Annotated in this window: 20 protein-coding genes and 3 pseudogenes; 8 read left to right on the top strand and 15 right to left on the bottom strand. The window is 67.5% G+C overall.

Annotation, left to right across the window (positions count from 1 at the left end):
• The 5 genes and pseudogenes from A5704_RS29750 to A5704_RS11665 all read right to left on the bottom strand — a co-directional run.
• Positions 1 to 787, bottom strand: a pseudogene (locus A5704_RS29750) (aminopeptidase P family N-terminal domain-containing protein); the annotation flags it as partial.
• 1 nt (position 788) lies between these two features.
• Positions 789 to 1,013, bottom strand: a pseudogene (locus tag A5704_RS11675) (amidohydrolase family protein); the annotation flags it as partial.
• Positions 999 to 1,145 (bottom strand): annotated as a pseudogene (locus tag A5704_RS28810) (short chain dehydrogenase); the annotation flags it as partial. The pseudogenes A5704_RS11675 and A5704_RS28810, both read right to left, overlap by 15 nt.
• Before the next feature lie 39 nt (positions 1,146 to 1,184).
• Positions 1,185 to 2,408, bottom strand: a complete 1,224-nt coding sequence (locus tag A5704_RS11670; RefSeq protein ID WP_067889123.1) for a cytochrome P450 — start codon at positions 2,406 to 2,408, stop codon at positions 1,185 to 1,187.
• 39 nt (positions 2,409 to 2,447) lie between these two features.
• Entirely contained in the window at positions 2,448 to 3,125 is a 678-nt protein-coding gene (locus tag A5704_RS11665) for a TetR family transcriptional regulator (RefSeq protein WP_067889120.1), read from the bottom strand.
• A gap of 145 nt (positions 3,126 to 3,270) precedes the next feature.
• On the opposite strand from A5704_RS11665, the gene A5704_RS11660 reads away from it, so the two are divergent.
• Positions 3,271 to 3,747: a nitroreductase family deazaflavin-dependent oxidoreductase gene (locus A5704_RS11660; RefSeq protein WP_067889116.1), complete on the top strand. Its 477-nt coding sequence runs from the start codon at positions 3,271 to 3,273 to the stop codon at positions 3,745 to 3,747.
• 15 nt (positions 3,748 to 3,762) lie between these two features.
• On the opposite strand, the gene A5704_RS11655 is transcribed toward A5704_RS11660, so the two are convergent.
• The 3 genes from A5704_RS11655 to A5704_RS11645 all read right to left on the bottom strand — a co-directional run bounded on the left by A5704_RS11655 (position 3,763) and on the right by A5704_RS11645 (position 5,843).
• Positions 3,763 to 4,254, bottom strand: coding sequence for a DUF2231 domain-containing protein (locus A5704_RS11655; protein ID WP_067889113.1), 492 nt, complete (start codon positions 4,252 to 4,254; stop codon positions 3,763 to 3,765).
• Positions 4,255 to 4,288: 34 nt separating this feature from the next.
• Positions 4,289 to 4,912: a hypothetical protein gene (locus tag A5704_RS11650; protein WP_067750221.1), complete on the bottom strand. Its 624-nt coding sequence runs from the start codon at positions 4,910 to 4,912 to the stop codon at positions 4,289 to 4,291.
• A gap of 121 nt (positions 4,913 to 5,033) precedes the next feature.
• Positions 5,034 to 5,843: a SigB/SigF/SigG family RNA polymerase sigma factor gene (locus A5704_RS11645; protein WP_067750223.1), complete on the bottom strand. Its 810-nt coding sequence runs from the start codon at positions 5,841 to 5,843 to the stop codon at positions 5,034 to 5,036.
• Between the two features lie 611 nt (positions 5,844 to 6,454).
• Here A5704_RS11645 and A5704_RS11640 point away from each other — a divergent pair.
• The 3 genes from A5704_RS11640 to A5704_RS11630 all read left to right on the top strand — a co-directional run bounded on the left by A5704_RS11640 (position 6,455) and on the right by A5704_RS11630 (position 8,698).
• The gene (locus A5704_RS11640) at positions 6,455 to 7,354 is read left to right on the top strand and encodes an SDR family NAD(P)-dependent oxidoreductase (protein WP_067889110.1); all 900 of its coding nucleotides are present in this window, start codon (positions 6,455 to 6,457) and stop codon (positions 7,352 to 7,354) included.
• 178 nt (positions 7,355 to 7,532) lie between these two features.
• Positions 7,533 to 8,318 (top strand): heavy metal-binding domain-containing protein, encoded by a 786-nt coding sequence (locus tag A5704_RS11635; protein WP_067750227.1) that lies wholly within the window; start codon positions 7,533 to 7,535, stop codon positions 8,316 to 8,318.
• A complete protein-coding gene (locus A5704_RS11630; protein WP_067889107.1) occupies positions 8,318 to 8,698 on the top strand; it encodes a DUF5073 family protein in 381 nt (126 codons plus the stop codon). Before A5704_RS11635 ends, A5704_RS11630 begins: the two co-directional genes overlap by 1 nt.
• Before the next feature lie 46 nt (positions 8,699 to 8,744).
• Here the strand turns inward: A5704_RS11630 and A5704_RS11625 are convergent, their stop codons facing one another.
• From A5704_RS11625 to A5704_RS11610, 4 genes are all read right to left on the bottom strand, one after another.
• On the bottom strand, positions 8,745 to 9,212 hold the full coding sequence (locus A5704_RS11625) for a nuclear transport factor 2 family protein (protein ID WP_067889104.1): 468 nt from the start codon (positions 9,210 to 9,212) through the stop codon (positions 8,745 to 8,747).
• Between the two features lie 23 nt (positions 9,213 to 9,235).
• Positions 9,236 to 9,898, bottom strand: a complete 663-nt coding sequence (locus tag A5704_RS11620; RefSeq protein WP_369828454.1) for a cutinase family protein — start codon at positions 9,896 to 9,898, stop codon at positions 9,236 to 9,238.
• Between the two features lie 61 nt (positions 9,899 to 9,959).
• On the bottom strand, positions 9,960 to 10,427 hold the full coding sequence (locus A5704_RS11615; protein ID WP_067750233.1) for a hypothetical protein: 468 nt from the start codon (positions 10,425 to 10,427) through the stop codon (positions 9,960 to 9,962).
• 44 nt (positions 10,428 to 10,471) lie between these two features.
• Entirely contained in the window at positions 10,472 to 11,140 is a 669-nt protein-coding gene (locus A5704_RS11610; RefSeq protein ID WP_067750236.1) for a TetR/AcrR family transcriptional regulator, read from the bottom strand.
• A 154-nt stretch (positions 11,141 to 11,294) separates the two neighbouring features.
• Here A5704_RS11610 and A5704_RS11605 point away from each other — a divergent pair, with 154 nt between their 5' ends.
• Positions 11,295 to 13,061: an amidohydrolase family protein gene (locus tag A5704_RS11605; RefSeq protein ID WP_067750326.1), complete on the top strand. Its 1,767-nt coding sequence runs from the start codon at positions 11,295 to 11,297 to the stop codon at positions 13,059 to 13,061.
• Positions 13,062 to 13,092: 31 nt separating this feature from the next.
• Here A5704_RS11605 and A5704_RS11600 read toward each other — a convergent pair whose 3' ends face one another.
• The gene (locus A5704_RS11600; protein WP_156669965.1) at positions 13,093 to 13,656 is read right to left on the bottom strand and encodes a TetR/AcrR family transcriptional regulator; all 564 of its coding nucleotides are present in this window, start codon (positions 13,654 to 13,656) and stop codon (positions 13,093 to 13,095) included.
• Between the two features lie 102 nt (positions 13,657 to 13,758).
• Between A5704_RS11600 and A5704_RS11595 the strand changes: the two genes are divergently transcribed.
• The 3 genes from A5704_RS11595 to A5704_RS11585 all read left to right on the top strand — a co-directional run bounded on the left by A5704_RS11595 (position 13,759) and on the right by A5704_RS11585 (position 16,932).
• Complete coding sequence (locus A5704_RS11595; RefSeq protein ID WP_067889097.1) at positions 13,759 to 14,346, top strand: class I SAM-dependent methyltransferase; 588 nt, start codon at positions 13,759 to 13,761, stop codon at positions 14,344 to 14,346.
• A 72-nt stretch (positions 14,347 to 14,418) separates the two neighbouring features.
• Positions 14,419 to 15,261: an enoyl-CoA hydratase-related protein gene (locus A5704_RS11590; RefSeq protein WP_067750242.1), complete on the top strand. Its 843-nt coding sequence runs from the start codon at positions 14,419 to 14,421 to the stop codon at positions 15,259 to 15,261.
• A 312-nt stretch (positions 15,262 to 15,573) separates the two neighbouring features.
• Positions 15,574 to 16,932 carry a hypothetical protein gene (locus A5704_RS11585; protein WP_067750244.1) on the top strand — a complete coding sequence of 453 codons (1,359 nt, stop codon included), beginning with the start codon at positions 15,574 to 15,576 and terminating at the stop codon, positions 16,930 to 16,932.
• Here A5704_RS11585 and A5704_RS11580 read toward each other — a convergent pair.
• Both A5704_RS11580 and A5704_RS11575 read right to left on the bottom strand, forming a co-directional pair.
• Positions 16,929 to 18,644 (bottom strand): FAD-binding protein, encoded by a 1,716-nt coding sequence (locus A5704_RS11580; RefSeq protein WP_067889094.1) that lies wholly within the window; start codon positions 18,642 to 18,644, stop codon positions 16,929 to 16,931. The genes A5704_RS11585 and A5704_RS11580 overlap by 4 nt on opposite strands.
• Positions 18,641 to 20,026, bottom strand: coding sequence for an SRPBCC family protein (locus tag A5704_RS11575; RefSeq protein WP_067889091.1), 1,386 nt, complete (start codon positions 20,024 to 20,026; stop codon positions 18,641 to 18,643). The genes A5704_RS11580 and A5704_RS11575 overlap by 4 nt, the downstream gene beginning before the upstream one ends.
• Positions 20,027 to 20,035: the final 9 nt, after the last annotated feature.

The following is a 20,035-nucleotide window of genomic DNA, read 5'->3' as shown; positions in this document are numbered from 1 at the left end:
CAGGACACCGAACAGGCGATCGTGGACGTGCAGCGGGCGTTGGCGCCGGGGGTCCGCCAGATCGACCTGTCGGCCACGCTGGTGCGTCGCGCCTTCGAGCTGGGTGCCACCACGAACATGCTGGAGGCCATCTGGCAGGTGATGCCGAGTTCGCGAGAAGCCGGAGTGTGGCCGACAGGTCGATCTGGCGGACCCCCGGCGCCAACGCCCGCTGCACGTCCACGATCGCCTGTTCGGTGATGCGGGTGGCCCGGCGAAGGCAGGACAACTCATCGCGAGTCTTCACCAATTGCGCAGCACCAACCACGATCGCCGCATCCGTCGGCTCGCCCCCGGGGAACAGCCTGCGGCCGGCCCTTCGCATCGCTCCGGTCAGTTCGTCGACCGCGACGTTCGCGCCCGGTGGGATCAGCCCAGCCAGCTCACGCGCGAATTGCTCGACGCCATGGTCGAATTCGAGGTAGACGGGCCCGTGCAGATGGTCGTCGGGCACCGGCGATTCCGCGGACGCTCCGCCGCGAAACGGCATGAACAGGTGCGGATGTTCGTCGTCGGCGAGCACGACCGCGACCGGGCGCTCCACGTGCGACAGCCCCGCGTCCAAGAGCGGCCAACTGGCGCCCGTCGCGTATCCGACGTAGCCGTTCATCAGCAGTATCAGCGCGTCCACGCCGTGATCGGCCATCGCGGACCGCAGCCTAGCGCCAGTCTCGGAACGCATGCGCGCCCTATCCGGCTCATCGGGGATGTCGATGAGTGTGCCCGGGACACTGAGTGATTCGGTCATCTCACAGGTCCGAGAACGTTCTGATGTTTGCGCTGGCGACGCGGACCGTGTTCTCGGTACCGACGGCGTCGACGACCGCGGCCAGCGACCGCTCCGAGTAGCCGTAGGTGCTCTCGTTGTGCGGGTAGTCCGACGACCACATCACCTTGTCGATTCCGATCTCGTCGACCTGGGCGAGCCCCAGACCATCCACCATAAACGAGGCGCACGTGTGGGAGTCCCCGAACTGCAATTCGAAGCCGCCTCGGGCCTCCTGGCGTTGCGGCGGCGTCATGATGCCGGCGTTGTTGAGCAAGATGTCAACGGGCCGGGCCTCGGCCGTCAGCTCGTTGCCCAGCGGCGCAACGCTTTCCAGCGAACGCCCGCAAGTCGGGCACCTGCGGGCCCGGGTCGGGTTTCACCATGTCACTGGCAGGTCATAGAGACCGTAAGCCAGCGCGTCGTGCTTGAAGGGCAGTTCTTCCAGCGGCGCCGCGAGGCGCAGGGTTGGGACGCGACGCAGGAGCGTGGGCAGGACGATTTGCAATTCCATCCGGGCCAGCTGTTGCCCGACGCACTGGTGGCGACCGTAGCCGAACCCGACGTGCGGTCCGTCCTCGCGGCGCAGGTCCAGGCGGTCCGGGTCGGGGAACTGCCGGCCGTCCCAGTTCGCCGGAGCGACGTCGAGGATGATGCCCTCGCCGGCTCGGATGGTCTCGCCACCCACGTCGATGTCCTCGACCGCGATCCGCCGCTGGCCGGTTTGGATGATGCTGAGGTAGCGCATCAATTCCTCGACCGCGACGGCGATCACCTGCGGATCGTCTGTGTCGCGCATCAGCGCCAGCTGGTCGGGATGGTCGAGCAGGGCCGCGACGCTCAGGCTGATCATGTTGGCCGTCGTCTCGTGACCGGCGATGAGCACACCGGTGGCCAGCTGGGCCGCCTCGCGCACGGTGAGCTCTTCGGCGTTGACCCGCTCGGCGAGGTCGGAAACCAGATCCTCGGAGGGTCTTTGCATCTTGGCCCGCACCAAGTTCGCCAGGTACTTCGCCAGCGACGCCGCGCCCTGCGCCGTGTCTTCCTCGGTGGCGTAGCGGTCCATGCCGCGCTGGGCCTGGGTCTGGAAGAAATCCGCGTCCTGGTAGGGCACGCCCAGCAACTGGCTGATGACCAGGGAGGGGACCGGCAGCGCCAACGTGCTGACGATGTCACCCGGCTTTGGGCCGGCCAGCAACGCGTCGACGTGGTCGTCGGTGATCTGCTGCACCGCAGGCCGCAGCGCCTCAACCCGCTTGAAGGTGAACGGTTTTGAGAGCATCCGGCGAAACCTGGTGTGCTCCTCGGCGTCGGAGGTGAACACCGAACGCGGCCGCTTGTGCACCGTCGCGAGCATGCCCTCGTTCCAATGCGGATAGCCCGGGAGCCGGTCGTCGACGCTGGTCCGCGAGTCGGTGAACAACGCCCGGGTCGCCTCATAGCCGTGGATCAGCCAGGGCGTGCTGTCGTCCCAGATCCGGACCCGGCTCAACTGTCTGTCGGCGTTGAGCTGCAGCACTTCTGGCGGCGGGGCGAACGGGCAACCCGGCGCCCGCGACATGGGAAACTCCGGAATAGCGGTGTCGGTCGAGACGTCGGTCATCGTGCTCCTCGGTTTGGCCTGTTCTGGTGTGCGGCGGGGCTAGGTGCGCGCCGCGCTCACATGGACCGGTGCGCGCCAGAGGCCGACGATCGCGTCGATCAGGCCCTCCCCGGCGACCGGCCAGGCCGAACGCGAACGCGGCCCGTGCTCGGCCAGAGCGCCTTCGTGCTCGGCGCAGGTGTGCATGAGCAGGTTGCGCACCATGACCATCCGTTCGGACCGCACCCGCCTGGGCAGGTCGGGAAGGCAACGGTTGATGCCGTCGATGGTCTGCACCAGCAGCGGCGACGCGAGCGCGTCTTTGGTGACGACGTGGCGGTACGTGGGATCGGCCATCGCCTGGGCGGCGAAGCGGGCGTACCAGCTGGGGGTGCCCAGCGCATGCAGATGATCGGTCAGTGGCCGCACCAGCGCGCCCACCCAGTCGCGCAGGTCGGCCGAATCGTCGATTGCGGTCAGCAGGTGCGCGCGCAGTGCCTCGATCGGCTTCCGATGCTTGTCCTCGATCGCCCGGAGCAGGTCGGTCCTGGTGCCGAAGTGATAGCAAGCCGCGGCGTTGTTGCCCTGCCCGGCCGCCTCGCTGATCTGCCGGTTCGATACCGCGTACATGCCGCGCTCGGCGAACAGCACTTCCGCGGCCGACAGGATCGCCTCCCGGGTGCCCGTCGACCTGTCGGAGCGGGCGGCCCGTTCGGCGGTCATCGCCCAAGTGAACACGGACCATCGTATTAAATCAAGCAATTTATTTAATCGGTGGGCGCCAGGAAGGCGTGACCGAGCGCCGGCATCGGAAACCCCAGCCGTCAGGGTCATTTCACCGCTCCGATGCCCGCGCTGGGGCCGCCGGGAATACAGTCTGCGTATGAATCCGCTGCAGCGGGTGGCCCGGAATCCGGCGGCCTACCGCCGGCTCGTCCTGACTGGCCGGCCAGTCGCGGAAAGTCTTGAGGCGCTGCTTCGCTTCGCGACGACTGGACGGTTCGGTGTACTCGATCTCGTGGGCTTGCCGAACGTACAGATCACCACGTCGGGCCGCAAGACGGGCCTCGCCCGTACCGCGACCGTGCAGTACGTGCCGCTCGACGGCGGGTTGCTGCTGGTCGGCTCCAACTGGGGCCGAGAGCGCCATCCCTCGTGGTCGGCGAACCTCAAAGCGACACAACGCGTTACCGTCCGCAGGCGCGGCCATCGCTTCGTGGCATCGGTCCGGCTGCTCACCGGCGCGGAACGTGACCAAGCATGGTCCACGGCGGTGGCGCACTGGCCGAACTACCAGGTCGCCCAGGATCGCGCGGGCCGGCGCACATTCCGGCTCTTTCTCCTCACGCCAACCGCATAGGCGCCGCGATGACCGCTAACCCGGGTGCGATTTCTGCAGACGCGCGATCTCGTCACCCCAAACCGATTGCGCCCCAGCATCACCCACGCGGTAGATCTGGATCGTCGATGCGATGGCGACGGCGAGCACCAGTATCGCGATGGTCGCCCGGACGGCCACACGGCTCTTGTCTGAGCGGCGTTCGATCAGGCGCATCGCCACGAGCACCAACGCGGCCGCCAGCAGCGCGGCCGCGAAGTAGGTCATCGTGCCGCCCAGGGCGGCGTGCTTTTGCAGGATCGCGCTGGGTTTGGTCCGCAGGTCATACAGCCATTCCCCGGCGTCCACCGTGATCGGCGTGAGCACCATGGTGGCGATGGCCGATATCACCGCCAGCCACAACAGGGGGCCGCGCCGCGCCGTCGGCCAGAACACGCAGACGATCTCCAGCAGGGCGGTCACGGGTACGAGCACCACGACAAAGTGCAGCAGCAGCGCATGGGCCGGCATGCCGTTGATGACGGTCATCGGGCTCCTCGGATTGTGGGCGGTCAGCTCTCGGTCAGCCGCCGAGCCCCTTCTTGATGGCCGCGTCCTGTTTCTGGCCGACGTCGTTGACGAAATCCGCGGGGGCCAGCGTGTCGGGCGGTCCGTCGAACTGCAGTGTCACGAAGGCCCTGCCCTCGGTGAACATCAGCAGGGTCACACCCTTGTTGTGGTCGGGGGAGTTACCCAGCAGGGTCGTTCCGCCCGTCCCGACGGCGGCGGCTTGCGTGGTCGGGTTCTTGATCACGTCACCCTGACCGCCCTTGGCCGCGTTCAACGCGTTCGTTGCGGCGCCAGGGTCGGCCAACACCTGGATGGTGTCTTTGATGACGTGGCTGCCGTCCTCGTCCTTGAACGTCGTCGCGACGCCGGGCTGGCCGTTCGGGTTGGTGGTCGGCGGGGTGGCTGTGAACGGAATCGGGGCGTTGATGTCGCTGGCCTGGATCAGCAACCCGGTGTAGTCACTCGGCTGGGCGGGGCCCGACGATGCCGGCGCCGAGCTCTGGGCGCTGGTAGCCGAGCTGGACGACCCCGGCTTGGACGTCGAAGGCGTCGAATTCTTGCCGCCGCACCCCGACACCGCCACCGCCAGCGCCGTCGTCGCCGCGACTCCCGCGGCCACCGTCCGTGAAGTCCTCATCGTTCGAGCTCCCTTCCCAGGCCGCCTTCGGCGCCGCAGTCGAGTTCGTTCCCGAATCGCACAGTACATTGCGGCGTGGCGCGGGCGTGGCGCCGAAGGCCCCTGGCGGGCGATGAGTTGTTTACTCCAATTGGTCGCGCAGGCAGCGCAGGGTGCTGGCCAGGATGCGGGAGACCTGCATCTGTGACACCCCGATGCGCTCGGCGATCTGGCTCTGCGTCATCGATTCGAAGAACCGCATGCGCAACACCTCGCGTTCGCGTTCGGGCAGGCCGGCAACCAGGACACGCAGCGCCTCGCGGTTGGTGATGTGCTCGATCTGCGGGTCGAGGCCGCCAACGGCGTCGGCGACCAGTCGGGGCGTGCCCGAACTGTCGGCGCCCACCGGGGCATCCAGGGAATCCAGCCGGTAGGCGTCGCCCGCCACGAGGCATTCGACGATTTCCTCGCGGGGGACTTCCAGCACCTGTGCCAGCTCGCCCGCGGTGGGCGCGCGGCCCAGCTTCTGAGCCAGGTCCCCGGTCGTCCTGCTGATCTGCACGTGCAGTTCGCGTAGCCGCCGGGGGACCCGCATCCCCCAGCTGTAGTCGCGGAAGTACCTACGGACCTCGCCCATCATGGTCGGGACCGCGAAGCCGATGAAGCTGGGTCCCTTGGCGGGATCGAACCGGTTGATAGCGTTCATCAAACCCAGGCGCGCCACCTGGACGAGGTCGTCGATGCCTTCACCCCGGCGGGCGAAGTGGCTTGCCACGTGGTCGGCAAGAGGCAGACAACGGGCCACGATGCGTTCGCGCTGGCGGCCGTACTCATGCGACTCGGCGGGCATTTGGCGCAGTTCGACGAACATTTCGACCACGTCGTCGTAGGAATCGTCGGATTTCTTGTCGCGGCACTCGGCAGGGCGCGGGGTTGTTATCACATCAGTCATAGGCGCACGCGCCCGATGTTGGCGCGGTCGATCCTGAAACCTTTGCTGCACAGAGATTTTTGCATTGCTGACTCACTCCTCTGAGTCGTGTGCAGCGAGGCGTGCGGTCATGCGCAGAATCGCCTCACTCCACCTCTATCCGCAGGACTGGGTCGTTTAGACAACGCGTACGGGATACCAACGAGAGAGATGACTCGGGTTCGTTTCGCCGGAGCCATATCATGCTCAGTAGCCGTGCGGCTGACTGGCCGCTTTGAGCTAAACGGCGACACGTCCAGAACGGACTTCGATCTTGACTATACGCCCCATCGCACACGCCCGCGATCGCTTGGCCCGATTGGGGCCGAAACGCGTCGGCAACCGCAGCCGTCGGGCAACGAGGACGATCACAGCAAACCGCCAGAATATAGCCAAGTGAGCGTTGGCCAGCCGTTTTGACGCCCTCACGGGTTAGCCGCAAAGGTGCCGGGACCGTCGGCGCGCAACCGGAGGGTGAGGTTCTCATTTGTACGCTCGCTGGGTACTGTTCGCCTAATGTTCGTGACCAAACTCGCGCGACGCGCCGTCGACCGGTGTCGAGAGCCTCTCGCGCACAACGTTTTCCGGCGCCGATGGCGGTGAATGACACAGACCGCCTGCTGGAGGGCCGCGGGGTGGTGGTGGCCGGCGGCAGCCGGGGAATCGGGCGCGCGGTCGCCGAACTGCTGAGCGCTCTGGGCGCCGGTGTCGTGGTCAATGGGCGCGACGAGGACGCCGTCGAGGAGGCCGTCGCCGCGATCACGGCGTCCGGCGGGCGCGCCACCGCGGTGGTCGGACCCGCGAACGAGGAGCGCGTCGCCGGGGCGCTGGTCGACGAGTGTGTACGCGCTCATGGGCGGCTGGACGCCCTGATCAACTGCGCCGGGGTTGCCGAGCCGCCAGGGTCCTCGATCCTGAACATCTCGCCGGACGAGTTCGACCGCCTGATCAGCGCTCACCTCGGTTCGGCGTTCCACACGTGCCGGGCGGCCGGTCGTGTGATGGCCGCGCAGGGGCACGGCGCGCTCGTCACCACCAGCTCGGTCGCCTTCTTGGGCGATTACGGCGGCACCGGCTATCCCGCGGGCAAGGGAGCGGTGAACGCCCTGACCGTGGCCATCGCCGCGGAACTGAAGCCGCATGGGGTGCGGGCCAACGTGGTGTGTCCCGGCGCCCGGACGCGGCTGTCCACCGGCGCCGAATACGAACGACACATCGAGGACCTGCATCGCCGCGGATTGCTGGACGAAATGACCATGCGGGCCTCCCTCGACAGCGCCCCGCCGGCCTTCGTGGCCCCGCTCTACGCGTATCTGGTGAGCGACCTCTCCCGGGCCGTCACGGGCCAGATCTTCGTTGCCGCAGGAGGATTCGTCGGGCGCTTCGACCGGCCGACGCCGCGGCTGCTGGGCTACCGGGACCACCATCAGGCCGAACCGTGGTCGGTCGACGAATTGCACAGGATGATCGGGGCCAAGCAAGCCGCGGGCTGAACGGCCCGGCAGCAAATCGATCTCGCCGCGTGCCTGCCGGCTCCGCGAGGCGCCGGGTCCCACGATCGCGGACCACCGTCATTTCGCCCGGGGTCCACTGGAAAGTCGCACGTTGGGGGTGTGCGTCGCGGTCGCGCGACATACGCTGTCCTGCGAACCGCAGGAGGGTGTTTTGACAATGCAACCGAACCCGCTCGACCCAGTTGCCAGCGAACGACTGTCGCACGCAGGCAAGGTGTTCACTTCCGACCTGTCCATCAACGAATTCGCGCTGCTGCACGGGGCCGGGTTCGAGCCGATCGAACTGGTGATGGGCGTCTCGGTCTACCACGTCGGTTACCAGTTCACCGGCATTCGGCAGCAATCCGAACTGCCCGTGCTCACCGACGCCACCTACCGGGCGCGCTGGAACGCGATGTCGCGGATGCAGGCGGAGGCCGATTCGCTGGGCGCGGACGGCGTGGTCGGCGTCCGGCTCGAATGGCGCCATCAGGGCGAGGGCGAGCATCTGGAGTTCATCGCGGTCGGGACCGCGGTGCGCTACACGGAGAAGCCCGGCGTTTACCGGCGCCCCAACGGGCAGGCGTTCACCAGCCACCTGTCCGGGCAAGACCTGACCACGCTCCTGCGATCGGGATTCGCCCCGGTGGCGTTCGTCATGGGCAACTGCGTGTTTCACATTGCCGTGCAAGGGTTCCTGCGCACGCTCAGCCAGGTCGGACGCAACGCCGAGATGCCGCAGTGGACGCAGGGGAGCTACCAGGCTCGCGAGCTGGCCATGTCGCGTATGCAGAGCGAAGCCGAACGCGATGGCGGAACCGGCGTCGTCGGCGTGCATTTCGCCATCTCGAACTACGCGTGGGGCCATCACACCGTCGAGTTCTACGTGGCCGGAACCGCGGTGCGTCGCGGCGGCGAGCCGCAAACCCTCACGCCGTCGTTCGTCCTGCCCATGAGTGATTGATGACAAGCCTTGATCAACAGCGGGTCGGCCACGCCATCGGGACGACGCTGGCCGGTCCCGGGGGAGTCGGGCTGGTGCTCAGGGTCTTCTGCGGGGTTCCGGGGGTGATCCTCGTCCCGGCGCGGCGCGGCTTCTTCCGGTCGCAGCCCGAGCGGGTGCAGATCGGCGACTGGCGTTACGAAGTCACCCCGGACGGCCGCTTGAGCGCCGCCCACCTGGTGAACGGCATCGTCTTGGCCGAGGAGGTGCTCGCCGCCGGCGCGGTCGGACCGCACATCGCCCGCGCGCTCGGACAGCTGGTGAACAGTTACGGCCCGACCATCATACCCAACATCGATGCGGCGCTCGAGGTCCTGGAGGCGGGGGCCGGGCCACGCTGAGGCCGAATTACCTTGCGACAAAAGGGGTTTGGGCCAGGGCGCACGTTCACTGGGTTTGCGTTTGGTCGATGCCCACCACCCACCGGCTGAACCGCCAGCGGCCGTCCTGTTTGACCGCGGTGAAGTCGTAACAGCCGGTCAGGTCGGGACGGGGCGGCCCACCGTCTGAGATGGCGAAGACCTGAACGTAGCAGTGCCCGGTCGCTTCGTCCGCGCCCTGGCTGGAGAACCAGAACGAGTTCAGCGCATGGCGGCGTTGATTGTGCTCGGCCCGAAACGCTGCCTTCCGGGCCGCGAGCAGGCTCATCACCGTGTCGATGTCAGCCGACAGCGGTTGGCCCTCGTGCAGCAGGACGAGCTCGGGGGATTCGGTGAACAAGGCGCGAAACTCGTCGAGCCGGTCGTGGTCGTAGGTGTAGGCGTAGGCGCCGAACAAGTTGATGATCGCCAGCCGATCGGCGACACCGAAGGCCGCGCTTCCGGCGCCCTCGATCGGAGCTTCGTCAGCGGCCACAGTGGCCTCCCCGAGCGTTTGAGCTATATGCGGCCGGCGGCGTAATCCGCCGCCTGATCCACCATGCCAGCTTCGACGTACTGCCGATGGGCAATGGGGTTCGTGGCGTCCGAGCAGATCGGGTCGCCGGGCACGCACAACTCGATGGTCTTGCCCGCATACGGTGGACCGATCGTCACCGGCGGCTCGTTGATGATGTTCATGAACTGGCTCGACGGCTTGCCGAAGAGCGTGACCGCGGCCACGTGGTTGGAAACCTCCGCCGGCATTGGCTGCAGGGCCTGCACCAGGTGCACCCCGTCGGGGACGGCGCTTTCGGTGACGAAGCCGATCACGGCCGCGCCCTGGGAGTATCCGCCCAGCACCATCCTGGTTCGCGGGCAGGAGACCGCCATGTGTTCGACGTGCGCGCCCGCATCGCTGATGCCGTCCACGGCCCTGGGGAAATCCGTCGTCGCCGGGTAGTCGACCGGGTAGACGCCCAGGGACCTGCCGCCGACGTGCGAGCGCAGGGTGTCGACGAAACTCTGACCGATTCGGCCGACGCCGGGCGGCTCATTGGTGCCCCGCGCGAACACCACCTCGACATCGGGGCACGGGTCGGCCGCCGTCAGCGGGGCAACCGGAAGCGCCCAAAAGGGCGCCAGCACAGCACCAATCAGACCGCCGAGGGTATGCGCCTTCACAGCGCGATCTTGTCACAGGCTGACCAAACGCGCGCGTTATGCGGCGGGGGCCCACACCGGGCTACCGCGACCCGGGAGCCTGGGATCGTCTGTGCACCAACGAACCGGCGGCGCGCAGCGCGCCGCGAAACGCGTAGGCGGCGGTCACGATGGTCAGCAGGATCAGCAGGACGAACATGGGTAGCCAGTTGCCCCTGTCGTGGTCGACGTCCCACCAGATGATGGTGAACAGCACCGCGCAGACCAGGAGCACCAAGTCCCGCCAGTTGCCCTGGTAAGACAATGCCGCCTTGCGCAACGCCCGCCCCCGGTCGGAGGTCTCGATCAGGTCGTCGATGCGGGCGTCGATGGTGCGCTGCAATTCGGCGCGTCGCCCGGCGGCCTCCGGCGGCAACCGCTCCAGCAGGTCCATGTCCTGCGCGATCATGCCCCGATAATCCGGGCCGCGGAACTGGCCGGCGGCGACGGCCAGCATCGCCCCACCGAATACCGGCGCGCTATTGAGCGCGATCTGTCCGAGGCCGGTCATGCCCGCTCCTTGTGGTTGTCGTCAACCGAGCCCGTCGCCGATTGTCACGATGCCTTGGAAGGGCGCCGCCGCGTGCGCGGCTCGGGCGTCTGCAGCGCGCCCATCGCGCGCACCAACTGCGGATAGGCGATCGCCGGCCCCAGCCAGCGGGTGAGGTACCGGCGCAGATCGGCACCGCTGCGCGGCGGCCGCCCCGGGTCGGCGAGGAACGAGTGCAGCACCCGAAGGCTGAATTCATTCAGCTCGTCGAGGCCGGCTTCGTCGAAACCGTAGCTTTCCCAATCGATGTCGTAGCGGTGCAGCATCGACCGCCCGAACGCCAGGGCGGTATCGGAGATGATCGACACCTTCTGCCCGCCCCGGTGGCGCTGGCTCAGCACGACTTCGACCTGGTTGTCCGAGGCCAACTCTTCGATGGCGAAGGCCATCCCTTCGGTCATCGCCACGACCGGGTCGGTGACGCCCTCGAGGTGGGCGGCCATCCGATCCAGGAAGCCGTCGGCCGACCGCATGGCCGACGCCACCAACAGAGCCTGCGTCCCGGGAAAGTACCGATAAACGGTCTGCCGGGTCACCCCGAGCGCCCGCGCCACGTCGGCGATCCGCATCGCCGAGCCGCCTTCGTCGATGATCCGGTCGGCGGCATCGAGGATGCGCTCGATCGCCTCCTCGTCGGAGGCGGGCGCATTTCCTGCCCAACCGTGACTGCGCATCTATCGAGCGGCAACGCCGTAGCCGGTGATCCCCACAGCCGGATCATAGCGGCTGGAAGCAGGCGATCGGTGCTGGTTAACACGGCCGGACACTTCTGCCGTTATGTATGATCGCTGCGAATCTGGGGGTGCCGCGCGGCAGGAAGGCGGGACTTTGCACTACGACACCGTAATCACAGGTGGTCGCTGGTTCGACGGGACGGGCGCGCCGTCGGCGCGCAGAAACATCGGTGTGCGCGACGGCCGGGTCGCGATCGTCACCCCGGAATCGCTCGACACGACGGGCGCCGAGGTGATCGACGCGACGGGACAGTGGGTGATGCCCGGCATCATCGACATCCATACGCACTACGACGTCGAAATACTTTGTGAGCCAGCACTTTCCGAATCACTGCGACACGGGGTGACGACCGTGATGCTGGGATCGTGTTCGTTGTCCACGGTCTATCTGGACAACGTCGACGCGGGGGACATCTTCGGCCGGGTCGAGGCGATTCCGCGGCGCTATGTCATCGAGCATCTCGACGCGGCGCGCTCCTGGAACAATCCGGCCGAGTACGTCGCCGAACTCGACCGGCGCAACCTGGGCCCCAACGTGGCCGCTTTCATGGGCCACTCCGACATGCGTGCCGCGACGATGGGCCTGGACCGGGCGACGCGCAAGGACGTCCGGCCGTCCGCGGCGGAGCTGGCGCGGATGGAGTCGATGCTGAACGAGGCGCTCGACGAAGGATTCGTCGGGATGTCCTCACAACAACTGCTGTTCGACAAACTCGACGGCGACGTCTGCCGGTCGCGCACGCTGCCGTCGACGTACGCCAAGACCCGCGAACTGCGCCGGTTGAACGCGATCTTGCGGCGGCGCAACAAGATCCTGCAGTCGGGGCCGGATATCAAGAATCCACTGTCGGTGGTCTCGCAGCTGGCGACGTCGCTGGGCCTCGGCCGTCCCCGGCTGAAGACCAGCCTGCTCTCGGCGGCCGACATCAAGGCGATACCCCCGGTGATCCACCTGATGGACCGGCTCGCGCGGGTGGTGAACGGCCTCGGCGGCGACTTCCGCTGGCAGCATCTGCCGGTGCCGTTCGAGGTCTACGCCGACGGGATCTCGTTGGTGGTGTTCGAGGAGTTCGGCGCGGGCGCAGCGGCGCTGCACCTGCAAAGCGAGATCGAGCGCAATCAGCTCATGCGCGACGAGGACTACCGCCGCCGGTTCCGCGAGGACTACGACCGCAAGTTCGGGCCCAGGGTGTGGCACCGCGACTTCTTCGACGCCGAGATCGTGGCCTGCCCCGACCGGACGGTGGTGGGCAAGTCCTTCGGGCAGGTGGGGCTGGACCGCGGCGGCCTGCATCCGGTCGACGCGTTTCTCGACTTGGTGGTGGAGCACGGCGAACAGCTGCGCTGGCGCACCACGATTTCCAATCATCGCCCCGAGGTGCTCAAGAAGCTGGCACGAAGTGAAACCGTGCAGATGGGCTTTTCCGACGCCGGGGCGCACCTGCGCAACATGGCCTTCTACAACTCCGGGCTTCGCCTGCTGCGGCACGTGCACGAGGCGGAAAAGCACGGCACCCCGTTCATGTCGGTCGAGCGTGCCGTGCACCGGCTCACCGGCGAGCTCGGCTCCTGGTACGGAATCGACGCAGGCACCCTGCGCGAAGGTGATCGCGCCGACCTCGTCGTGATCAATCCGGACAAGCTCGACGCTTCGCTGGATCGTTACGCCGAGCATCCGGTGGAGTCCTACGGCGGGTTGTCGCGGATGGTCAACCGCAACGACGAAACCGTCAGCGCCGTGCTCGTGGCGGGACGGTTCGCGTTCGGTGCGGGCGAGCCCGCACCGGCACTGGGCAGGCAGAAGTTCGGCCGTTTTCTGCGGGCCGGTCAGGATTCCCGGAGCCTGACGCCGGTGGCGTGACGCGCCGCCTAATCATTTGCGGCACCGCCGGTTAGGCGACGGAGGCGCCAAGGATGAGGTTGACGGCCTCTTCGAGTTGTCCCTCGATCTCGTCGAAGCTGACGAACCGGGCGGTCATCAGGGCGCCGGAGAAGGTGATCTGCAGTGTGGATTTGACCGCACGCGGCCAGCCGGGACCCAGGGCGGCCCCGATCCGCGCGGACACCTCCTGCCCGATCTGCTCCCGGATCGGTTGCACCGCCGGGTCGTCGGCCATCAGCGCGGCGCCGCACGCGGCGGTCAGCTCGGGCTCGTCGGCGACCACCACGGCCATGTCGCGCAGCGTCGCGCTGACCCGCGCCTTGGTCGTCTCGTTGACGTCGGTATGCAGCGGGAGCTCGCGCAGGAACCGCAGGTACACCGCCGCCACCAGCGCGCTTTTCGACGGAAAGTAGGTGTAGGCGCTGGCCGGCGACACCCCGGCGCGGGTCGCCACCGAACGCATCGTCAGATTCGCGTACGACGATTCGCGCAGCTCCTCCAGCCCGGCGTCGAGGACCTTGCGGATCGTCTGGCCCGGCCTGCGGTCGGACCGGCGCGCCGCATCTTTAGACACCCGTCCAGTGTAGGAAGGCTTCGCCCGGGCGCGGCAGGGCAACCTGTCGGCCGCCGGCCCGGAACCGCGGGCGGCAGTCCAAAAGGATCTAGAGTGGCGCCCATGGCCGAGGCGGACCGGCGGCGCTGGGACGAGCGGTACGCCACGAAGGCACCGCCTCCGGTGGAGGCCGTGGGACCGCCCGAATTCCTGGCCCCCCACGCGGAGCTGCTTCCTGCCGCGGGCAGTGCCCTCGATCTGGCGTGCGGGGCGGGGCTGGCGGCGGTGTGGCTCGCGACGCGCGGGCTTGCGGTGCAGGGAGTGGACGTCTCGCCGGTGGCCGTCGCCCACGCCCGGGACTTGGCTCACCGCGCCGGGGTCAGCGACCGGTGCCGGTTCGAGGTCGTCGACCTCGACGGCGGACTGCCGGTCGGGCCGCCCCTGGATGTCATCCTCTGCCACCGATTCCGGGACCGCCGCCTCGATCGCGCGATCGTCGAGCGCCTGGCGCCCGGCGGGTTGTTGGCGATGGCCGTGCTGAGCGAAGTCGGCGGCTCCCCGGGGCCGTTTCGCGCGTTCGCCGGTGAGCTACCCGCGGCGTTCGCCGACCTCGAGCGGGTCGCGTCCGGTGAGGGTGCGGGTTGCGCCTGGCTGCTCGCGCGCGCGGCCGACGCCGCTGGGAGGCAAGCTTTTTCGCCGCCGCGGACATAGCGCGCAGCGCATTGGCGATCGAGCAGGACGAATCGGCTTCCGGCCCGGCGGTCTGAAGGTAATGTCACGCGCATGGAGCGGCGCGTCCTGGAAGCGGTGATCTACGAGCGCGAGCCGCCGATTGCGCGGATCATCCTGAACCGGGTCGACAAGGCCAACACCAAGGACGCGGTTCTGGTCACCGAAGTCGACGAGTGCCTGCACGAAGCCGACCGTGACAAGGAGATCAAGGTCGTCATCCTCAAGGCGAACGGAAAAGGGTTTTGCGGGGGACACGTGGCCCGCTGGGGCCCCGACGAAAATCCGTATCCGGATTTCGGTGAGACCTTCGAGGACCTGTACAAGGGCACCGCCGACCTGTTCCTGTGGCCGACGCTGTATCTGTGGGAATTCCCCAAGCCGACCATCTCCGCGATTCACGGCTACTGCATGGGCGGGGGGATCTACCTCGGCCTGCTGACCGACTTCTGCGTCGCATCCGAGGACGCGTACTTCCAGATGCCGCTCGCCCAGAGCCTCGGCGAGCCCGGCGGCCACACCATGATCGAGCCGTGGTTGCTGATGAACTGGCATCGCACCATGGATTGGCTGCTGCTGGCCCCGACGCTGTCCGCGCAGGAAGCCCTCGACTGGGGCCTGCTCAATAAGGTGGTGCCGCGCGAAGAACTCGAGGACACCGTCGAGGAGATGGCGCGCAAGATCGGCCAAATCCCGTTGACCACGTTGATGGCGGTGAAGAACAACGTTAAGCGTGCGTGGGAATTGATGGGGATGCGGGTCCACCTGCAGGTCAGTCACATCCTGACGAACATGGTGGGCGCCGCCACCGACGTGCAGGCCCGGCGGGCCGAGCTGAAGCAGTCGGGCATGAAGCCGCGCGAGTTCGTCGGCCAGGACGACCCGCAGAACCCGTAGCCCGATCACCGCTCAACGCGAGCCGGTGAAGACCCGGTGAGAGCCGTGAAAATTGGCGCATGACAGCCCCGGTCGGTGAATTAGGATTGCACCTGGTAGCGGCTGGCGCGCCACTGCACCACCCGCATGGCCGGCACAACGAGAGGGGTGCTTGGTGGCTGCAGCGTATCGGACCGCCCATGCCCCGGCGCGTGCCCGTGCCGTCGGGCCAGACCGTGAGAAAGTGCCCGCCCGTCCAGGATGTCGGCACGGCGCTCTCCCCGGCGTGACTTACCGGCGAAGTTCGCTTCAGCACAAGGAGAATGACCCGACATGACGCAGACGTTGAATGTGGAGTACGAGGAACTCCTGACGCGAGCCGCCGAACTTGAGCAACCGCTGCCGACCGTTCCGTCCTCCAATCCACAAGGGCCGTGCAATCTTTCGTTCATCAGCGATACCGCGACCCGACTCGCGCTCACCGCTGACACGTTGCGCCTGTACCTCAAGGGCTGCGAACGGGAATGGAGGAGTCTGGCGAAATCCCTGAGGAACGCGGCCAAGGCCTACGAAGAGGTCGACACCGGGGCCGCGGAGGACATCGGCAACATCCTGAACAACGACGCTTCCGCTGCGGGGGTGGCGGCGCCGACGCTGGCCGCGGACGAGGAGCCCTGGACGGCGCCCGAGCCGATGGCGGCGGCGCCGCCGTTCGAATACCCCTACTACGAAGTCCGGCAGGCAGCCGAGGACATCGAGACGGGGGACCAGGGCACGTCGTTCCGGGCGTTTGCGCAGGAGTGGAAAGCGTTTCAGCAGTCATTTCAGGAACAGACCTATCGGTTCCGGCTGTTCAGCCGCTGGGAGGGTGAGGCGACGGAGCAGGTCGAACGGAATTTCCAGCAACAAAAAGAGTGGATTTACAAGATGGCGAAACTGTGCGCCGACCTCGGCCAGCAGGCCGACCGGGTCGTCGACGTGCACAAGAAAGTCACCGCCACCACCGGATACATGAATCAACACGCCCTGGGCGGCGCGCATCCCACGACCTACGAAGTGTCGCAATGCGATTACTGGTATCGGTATTACGTGGAAAACGGCTACCAGGAATACATCGCTTCGGCCATTGACTGGTACGAAAAACTTCAGGCGACCTCGGAATCGGCATTGAAGTACTACGTCCAGTACGCGAACATTCCCCTGAAGCCGTTGAACCCGGACGCTCCGCCCAAGGCCCACGTCATCAAGCCGCCCGGGGAAACGCCGAAGCCGGATCCCAAGCCCGAGCCCAAGCCCGATCAGGGGACGGCGCCGTCGCCGACGCCGACCCCGACGCCCGCGCAGCTCGGCCAGCTGGCGGGGAACATGGCGCCGGCGCTGCAGGGTGCTGCGCAGGGCATGCAGGGCGCCATGCAGGGCATCCAGGGGCTCACCCAGGGCATGGGCGGCGCGTCGACGCCCGCGCAGCTCGCGTCGGACACCACCCCCGAGCCGCCGCCCGCCGACGAAGCGAAAAAGGACGACGAGGACAAGGACAAAGAGGACCAAGAGAAAAAGGACGAGGCGACGACGGTCGCCGAAGGCGCGGCGGCCGGGGACCAGGCGTCGGGCAACGCCCCCACGGAGCCACCGGCCGCGGGGCAGCCCGGGGCCACCACCCCCGGGGGGACGCCGTCAGGCGTGGTGCTCTAGGTGACGTCCCAGCGGGCGCGGCTTCTCTCGCCGGCGACCCTGCGGCCCGCGGCATGGCGGGCGGCGACATAACCGAAAACCATGGTGTAGGCGATGCTTCCGCCGGCGCCCAGGTAGTTCCGGCCCATGACCGTCGCCGTGAGGTTGCCCGTCGCGTACAGCCCGTCGATCACGCAGTCGTCCTCGTCGAGCACCTGCGCGTGCTCGTTGGTGATCACCCCGCCGCACGTCCCGACATCGGCGGGAACGACCTTGGTGGCATAGAAGGGGGCCCGCTCGAGCGGGCCGAGCGCGGCGTTGGGGCGGTACCCGGGATCGCCCAGACAGTCGTTGTACGCCGACTGGCCGCGCCCGAAGTCCGGGTCGAGGCCCTTGACCGCAAACCCGTTGAAGCGCTTGATCGTCTGCTCAAGCGCGTCGGAGGGCACGCCCATCTGGCGAGCGAGGTCGCCGACGGTCTCGCCCCGCACGACCGCGCCCCGCGTGACCAGCTCCTCGGGGAGGCGGCGCCTCTTGAACGGGTTGGCACCCGACACGTATCGGGTGATGTAGCCCTCGTCGAAAACCATCCAGCACGGCACGGCCTTGTTCGCGTACATCGCTTTGCCGACTTCGACGTACGAGTTGGACTCGTTGCAGAACCGTCGGCCCGTTCCGTCGACGTAGATGGCGCCCGGCCGCTGCCGGCCGCTGCCCAGCGCCCGCGCGGCGTCACCGCCGTCGGCGATGAAAACCGATGGCAGCCACCATGCCTCGTCCATCAGGTCGGTCTTGGCGCCCAGGCCGATCGCGGACTGCAACACCTCGCCGGTGTCGCCGGCGTTCGCGATCGACCAGTGCCCCTCGTTGGGCTGGTCCCCGCTGTAGCGGCGGCGCATGTCCGCGTTGCGGCTGAAGCCGCCCGCGGCGAGTAGCACGCCCTTGCGGGCCTCGACGTTGAGAACGGTGCCGTTGCGGGACACGCGCGCCCCGACCACGCGGCCGTTCTCGACGATCAGGTCCTCGATGGCGGCGCCGGTCCAGATCGGCGGCTCACCGCGCAGGTCGATCAAAGCTTTGAGCATCTGCCCGATCAGGGATGCGCCGTTGGTCAGCATTTCGCGGCGGCGGAGCCTGGCCGCCCTGGTGCGCGCGAACACCCGCATGGCCACCGCGAAGGCGCGCGGCGACCGATTGAAGTACTGCACCGAACGCAGCTCGTTCGTCTTGAGGACGAACCCGCCGTAACTCTTGGCCATCGAGGGCTGGACCTTGTCGCTCCAGCTTCCCAGCGCGGCCGCATCGTAGGGGACGCACTCGATGGCGCGGCCGGCTTCGTTGCCGCCCTTGTGGTTCGGGTAGTAATCGCTCCAGCCCGGGCATCGCACGAACCGAACGCCCTTGCGGGTCAGGAAGTTGATCATCTCGTACCCCGCGGTGAGGAACATCTCGCGCCGCGCCGGCGATGAGGCGGGGCCGATGTCACCGACGACGTCGTCGAAGTAGGCCAGCCCGTCCTCGTGCGAGTCCGCGATGCCGTCGGCGCGCATCAGCGGGTTGTTGGGCAGCCACACCATGCCACCGGAGAGGCCGGTGGAACCGCCCACCAGGGGTTGCTTTTCGATCACCAGCGGTTCGATGCCGGAGTCCAGCGCCGCCAGCGCCGCGACCATGCCGCCCCCGCCGCTGCCCGCGATGAGCAGATCGACCGTGCGGTCCCACCGGCCGGTCATCGCGCCCCCCCGCTGAAACCGAGGTCGGCGACGGGCACGTCGATGGTGGTGTTGGTCTTCTGGATGGCGGGCACCAGGGCGTCGTACGGCAGGCCGGCGAGGAAGCCGTCTATCACCCGTTCGAAGTTGGAGATCAGGCCCTCGATCCTGCTGGACAGTCGCATGTACTCAAAACCCTTGGAGTGCAAGCCGTTTTGTTGTCGGGGCAGATTCGAGAAATCCTGGGCCGGTATCGGAGGCCAGCGCGGGTCGTCGGGTGCCATGGGCACCGGCGGCGTCGGTTTTGGCGTGCTCTGCTCCGGCGGGATGCGGGTGAGTGACCAGATCTCGAACAGCGTTTCCTCCGGGCCGAGCGGCCGGATCCGGTACGACGAGGCGCTGCTGTACTGGGGCAGCAGGAAGTAGTGGGGGAAGCCGAAATTGATCGCTTCGGTGATGCCGCGCCGCTCGAGTTCGTTGAGGTCGGGGATGTCGCAGCCGCGGGCTCGATGCCAGTGCACGATCGCGTCGTTGAGCGTGCGGCGCCACACGGCCATCGCCTCGGCTGGGTCCGCCGGCAGTTCGAGGTCCTGCAAGCCCTCGGCGATGCGGACATCGTTCTCGTGCGTCATGCCGGCCATGCCTTCGCCCAACGTCCGCATGAAATAGAGGTTGGTCTGGGCCAATCCGGGTGGTTCGGCCGTGCCGGGCGGCTTCGGCATGCTGGACGGCAGCAGTTGCGGGTGGGTCTGCGGGACGTGATAACCCTCCATGAAGGCGGCCGTCGCCAGCTTCCAGTTCACCGGCAGCCGGCACGACTGCCACCACTCGACCCGCAGCGACTCGACCTTCCACGCGTCGTAGATCGATGCGAATGGCTCGAAGCAGTCACGGAACGGCGGTGCGCCGTCGTCGAGGTTGATCCACGCGCATCCACCCCAGACCTCGCAGCGGACCGAAACCAGGCGAAGATCCTCCGGGTCCAGGTTGTGCTCGTCGAACTCCTCGGGCCTGAGCACAAAGGTGTTGCGGCCGTCGATGCCCCAACACCAGCCGTGGAACGGGCACACGAAGGTGCGCCGGTTTCCGTTGCCCTCCACCAGCTTCACCCCGCGGTGGCGACAGGCGTTGTGGTAAGCGCGAACGTTTTCCGCGTCCAGGCGGACCACGATGATCGACTCGTCGAGGATCTCGTACTCGACGTAGTCGCCGGCCTTGGGAATCTCCTCCAGACGGCAGGCCATCTGCCACACGCGCGGCCAGAGCATTTCGCTTTCGAGCGCGTAGAACTCCGGGTCGTAGTAGCGCTGCTTGGGAATGCGATCGACGGCCTGGACCGCCCACGGCACCGGAAGCGGGGTCCAGTTCAGTTGGCTGTTATCGGTGCTCTGGGTGGTGACCATTTCATCCCC

Source organism: Mycobacterium sp. E735, assembly GCF_001666955.1.
GTDB lineage: Bacteria > Actinomycetota > Actinomycetes > Mycobacteriales > Mycobacteriaceae > Mycobacterium.
This window is presented reverse-complemented; position numbering and strand designations above follow the sequence as displayed.

Coding starts and splice junctions, on each gene's coding strand:
- A5704_RS11615 (WP_067750233.1), bottom strand. CDS start 10,427: ATGACCGGCCTCGGACAGATCGCGCTCAATAGCGCGCCGGTATTCGGT.
- A5704_RS11655 (WP_067889113.1), bottom strand. CDS start 4,254: ATGACCGTCATCAACGGCATGCCGGCCCATGCGCTGCTGCTGCACTTT.
- A5704_RS11610 (WP_067750236.1), bottom strand. CDS start 11,140: ATGCGCAGTCACGGTTGGGCAGGAAATGCGCCCGCCTCCGACGAGGAG.
- A5704_RS11645 (WP_067750223.1), bottom strand. CDS start 5,843: ATGACTGATGTGATAACAACCCCGCGCCCTGCCGAGTGCCGCGACAAG.
- A5704_RS11575 (WP_067889091.1), bottom strand. CDS start 20,026: ATGGTCACCACCCAGAGCACCGATAACAGCCAACTGAACTGGACCCCG.
- A5704_RS11630 (WP_067889107.1), top strand. CDS start 8,318: ATGACAAGCCTTGATCAACAGCGGGTCGGCCACGCCATCGGGACGACG.
- A5704_RS11670 (WP_067889123.1), bottom strand. CDS start 2,408: ATGACCGACGTCTCGACCGACACCGCTATTCCGGAGTTTCCCATGTCG.
- A5704_RS11590 (WP_067750242.1), top strand. CDS start 14,419: ATGGAGCGGCGCGTCCTGGAAGCGGTGATCTACGAGCGCGAGCCGCCG.
- A5704_RS11650 (WP_067750221.1), bottom strand. CDS start 4,912: ATGAGGACTTCACGGACGGTGGCCGCGGGAGTCGCGGCGACGACGGCG.
- A5704_RS11660 (WP_067889116.1), top strand. CDS start 3,271: ATGAATCCGCTGCAGCGGGTGGCCCGGAATCCGGCGGCCTACCGCCGG.
- A5704_RS11640 (WP_067889110.1), top strand. CDS start 6,455: ATGGCGGTGAATGACACAGACCGCCTGCTGGAGGGCCGCGGGGTGGTG.
- A5704_RS11585 (WP_067750244.1), top strand. CDS start 15,574: ATGACGCAGACGTTGAATGTGGAGTACGAGGAACTCCTGACGCGAGCC.
- A5704_RS11580 (WP_067889094.1), bottom strand. CDS start 18,644: ATGACCGGCCGGTGGGACCGCACGGTCGATCTGCTCATCGCGGGCAGC.
- A5704_RS11635 (WP_067750227.1), top strand. CDS start 7,533: ATGCAACCGAACCCGCTCGACCCAGTTGCCAGCGAACGACTGTCGCAC.
- A5704_RS11595 (WP_067889097.1), top strand. CDS start 13,759: ATGGCCGAGGCGGACCGGCGGCGCTGGGACGAGCGGTACGCCACGAAG.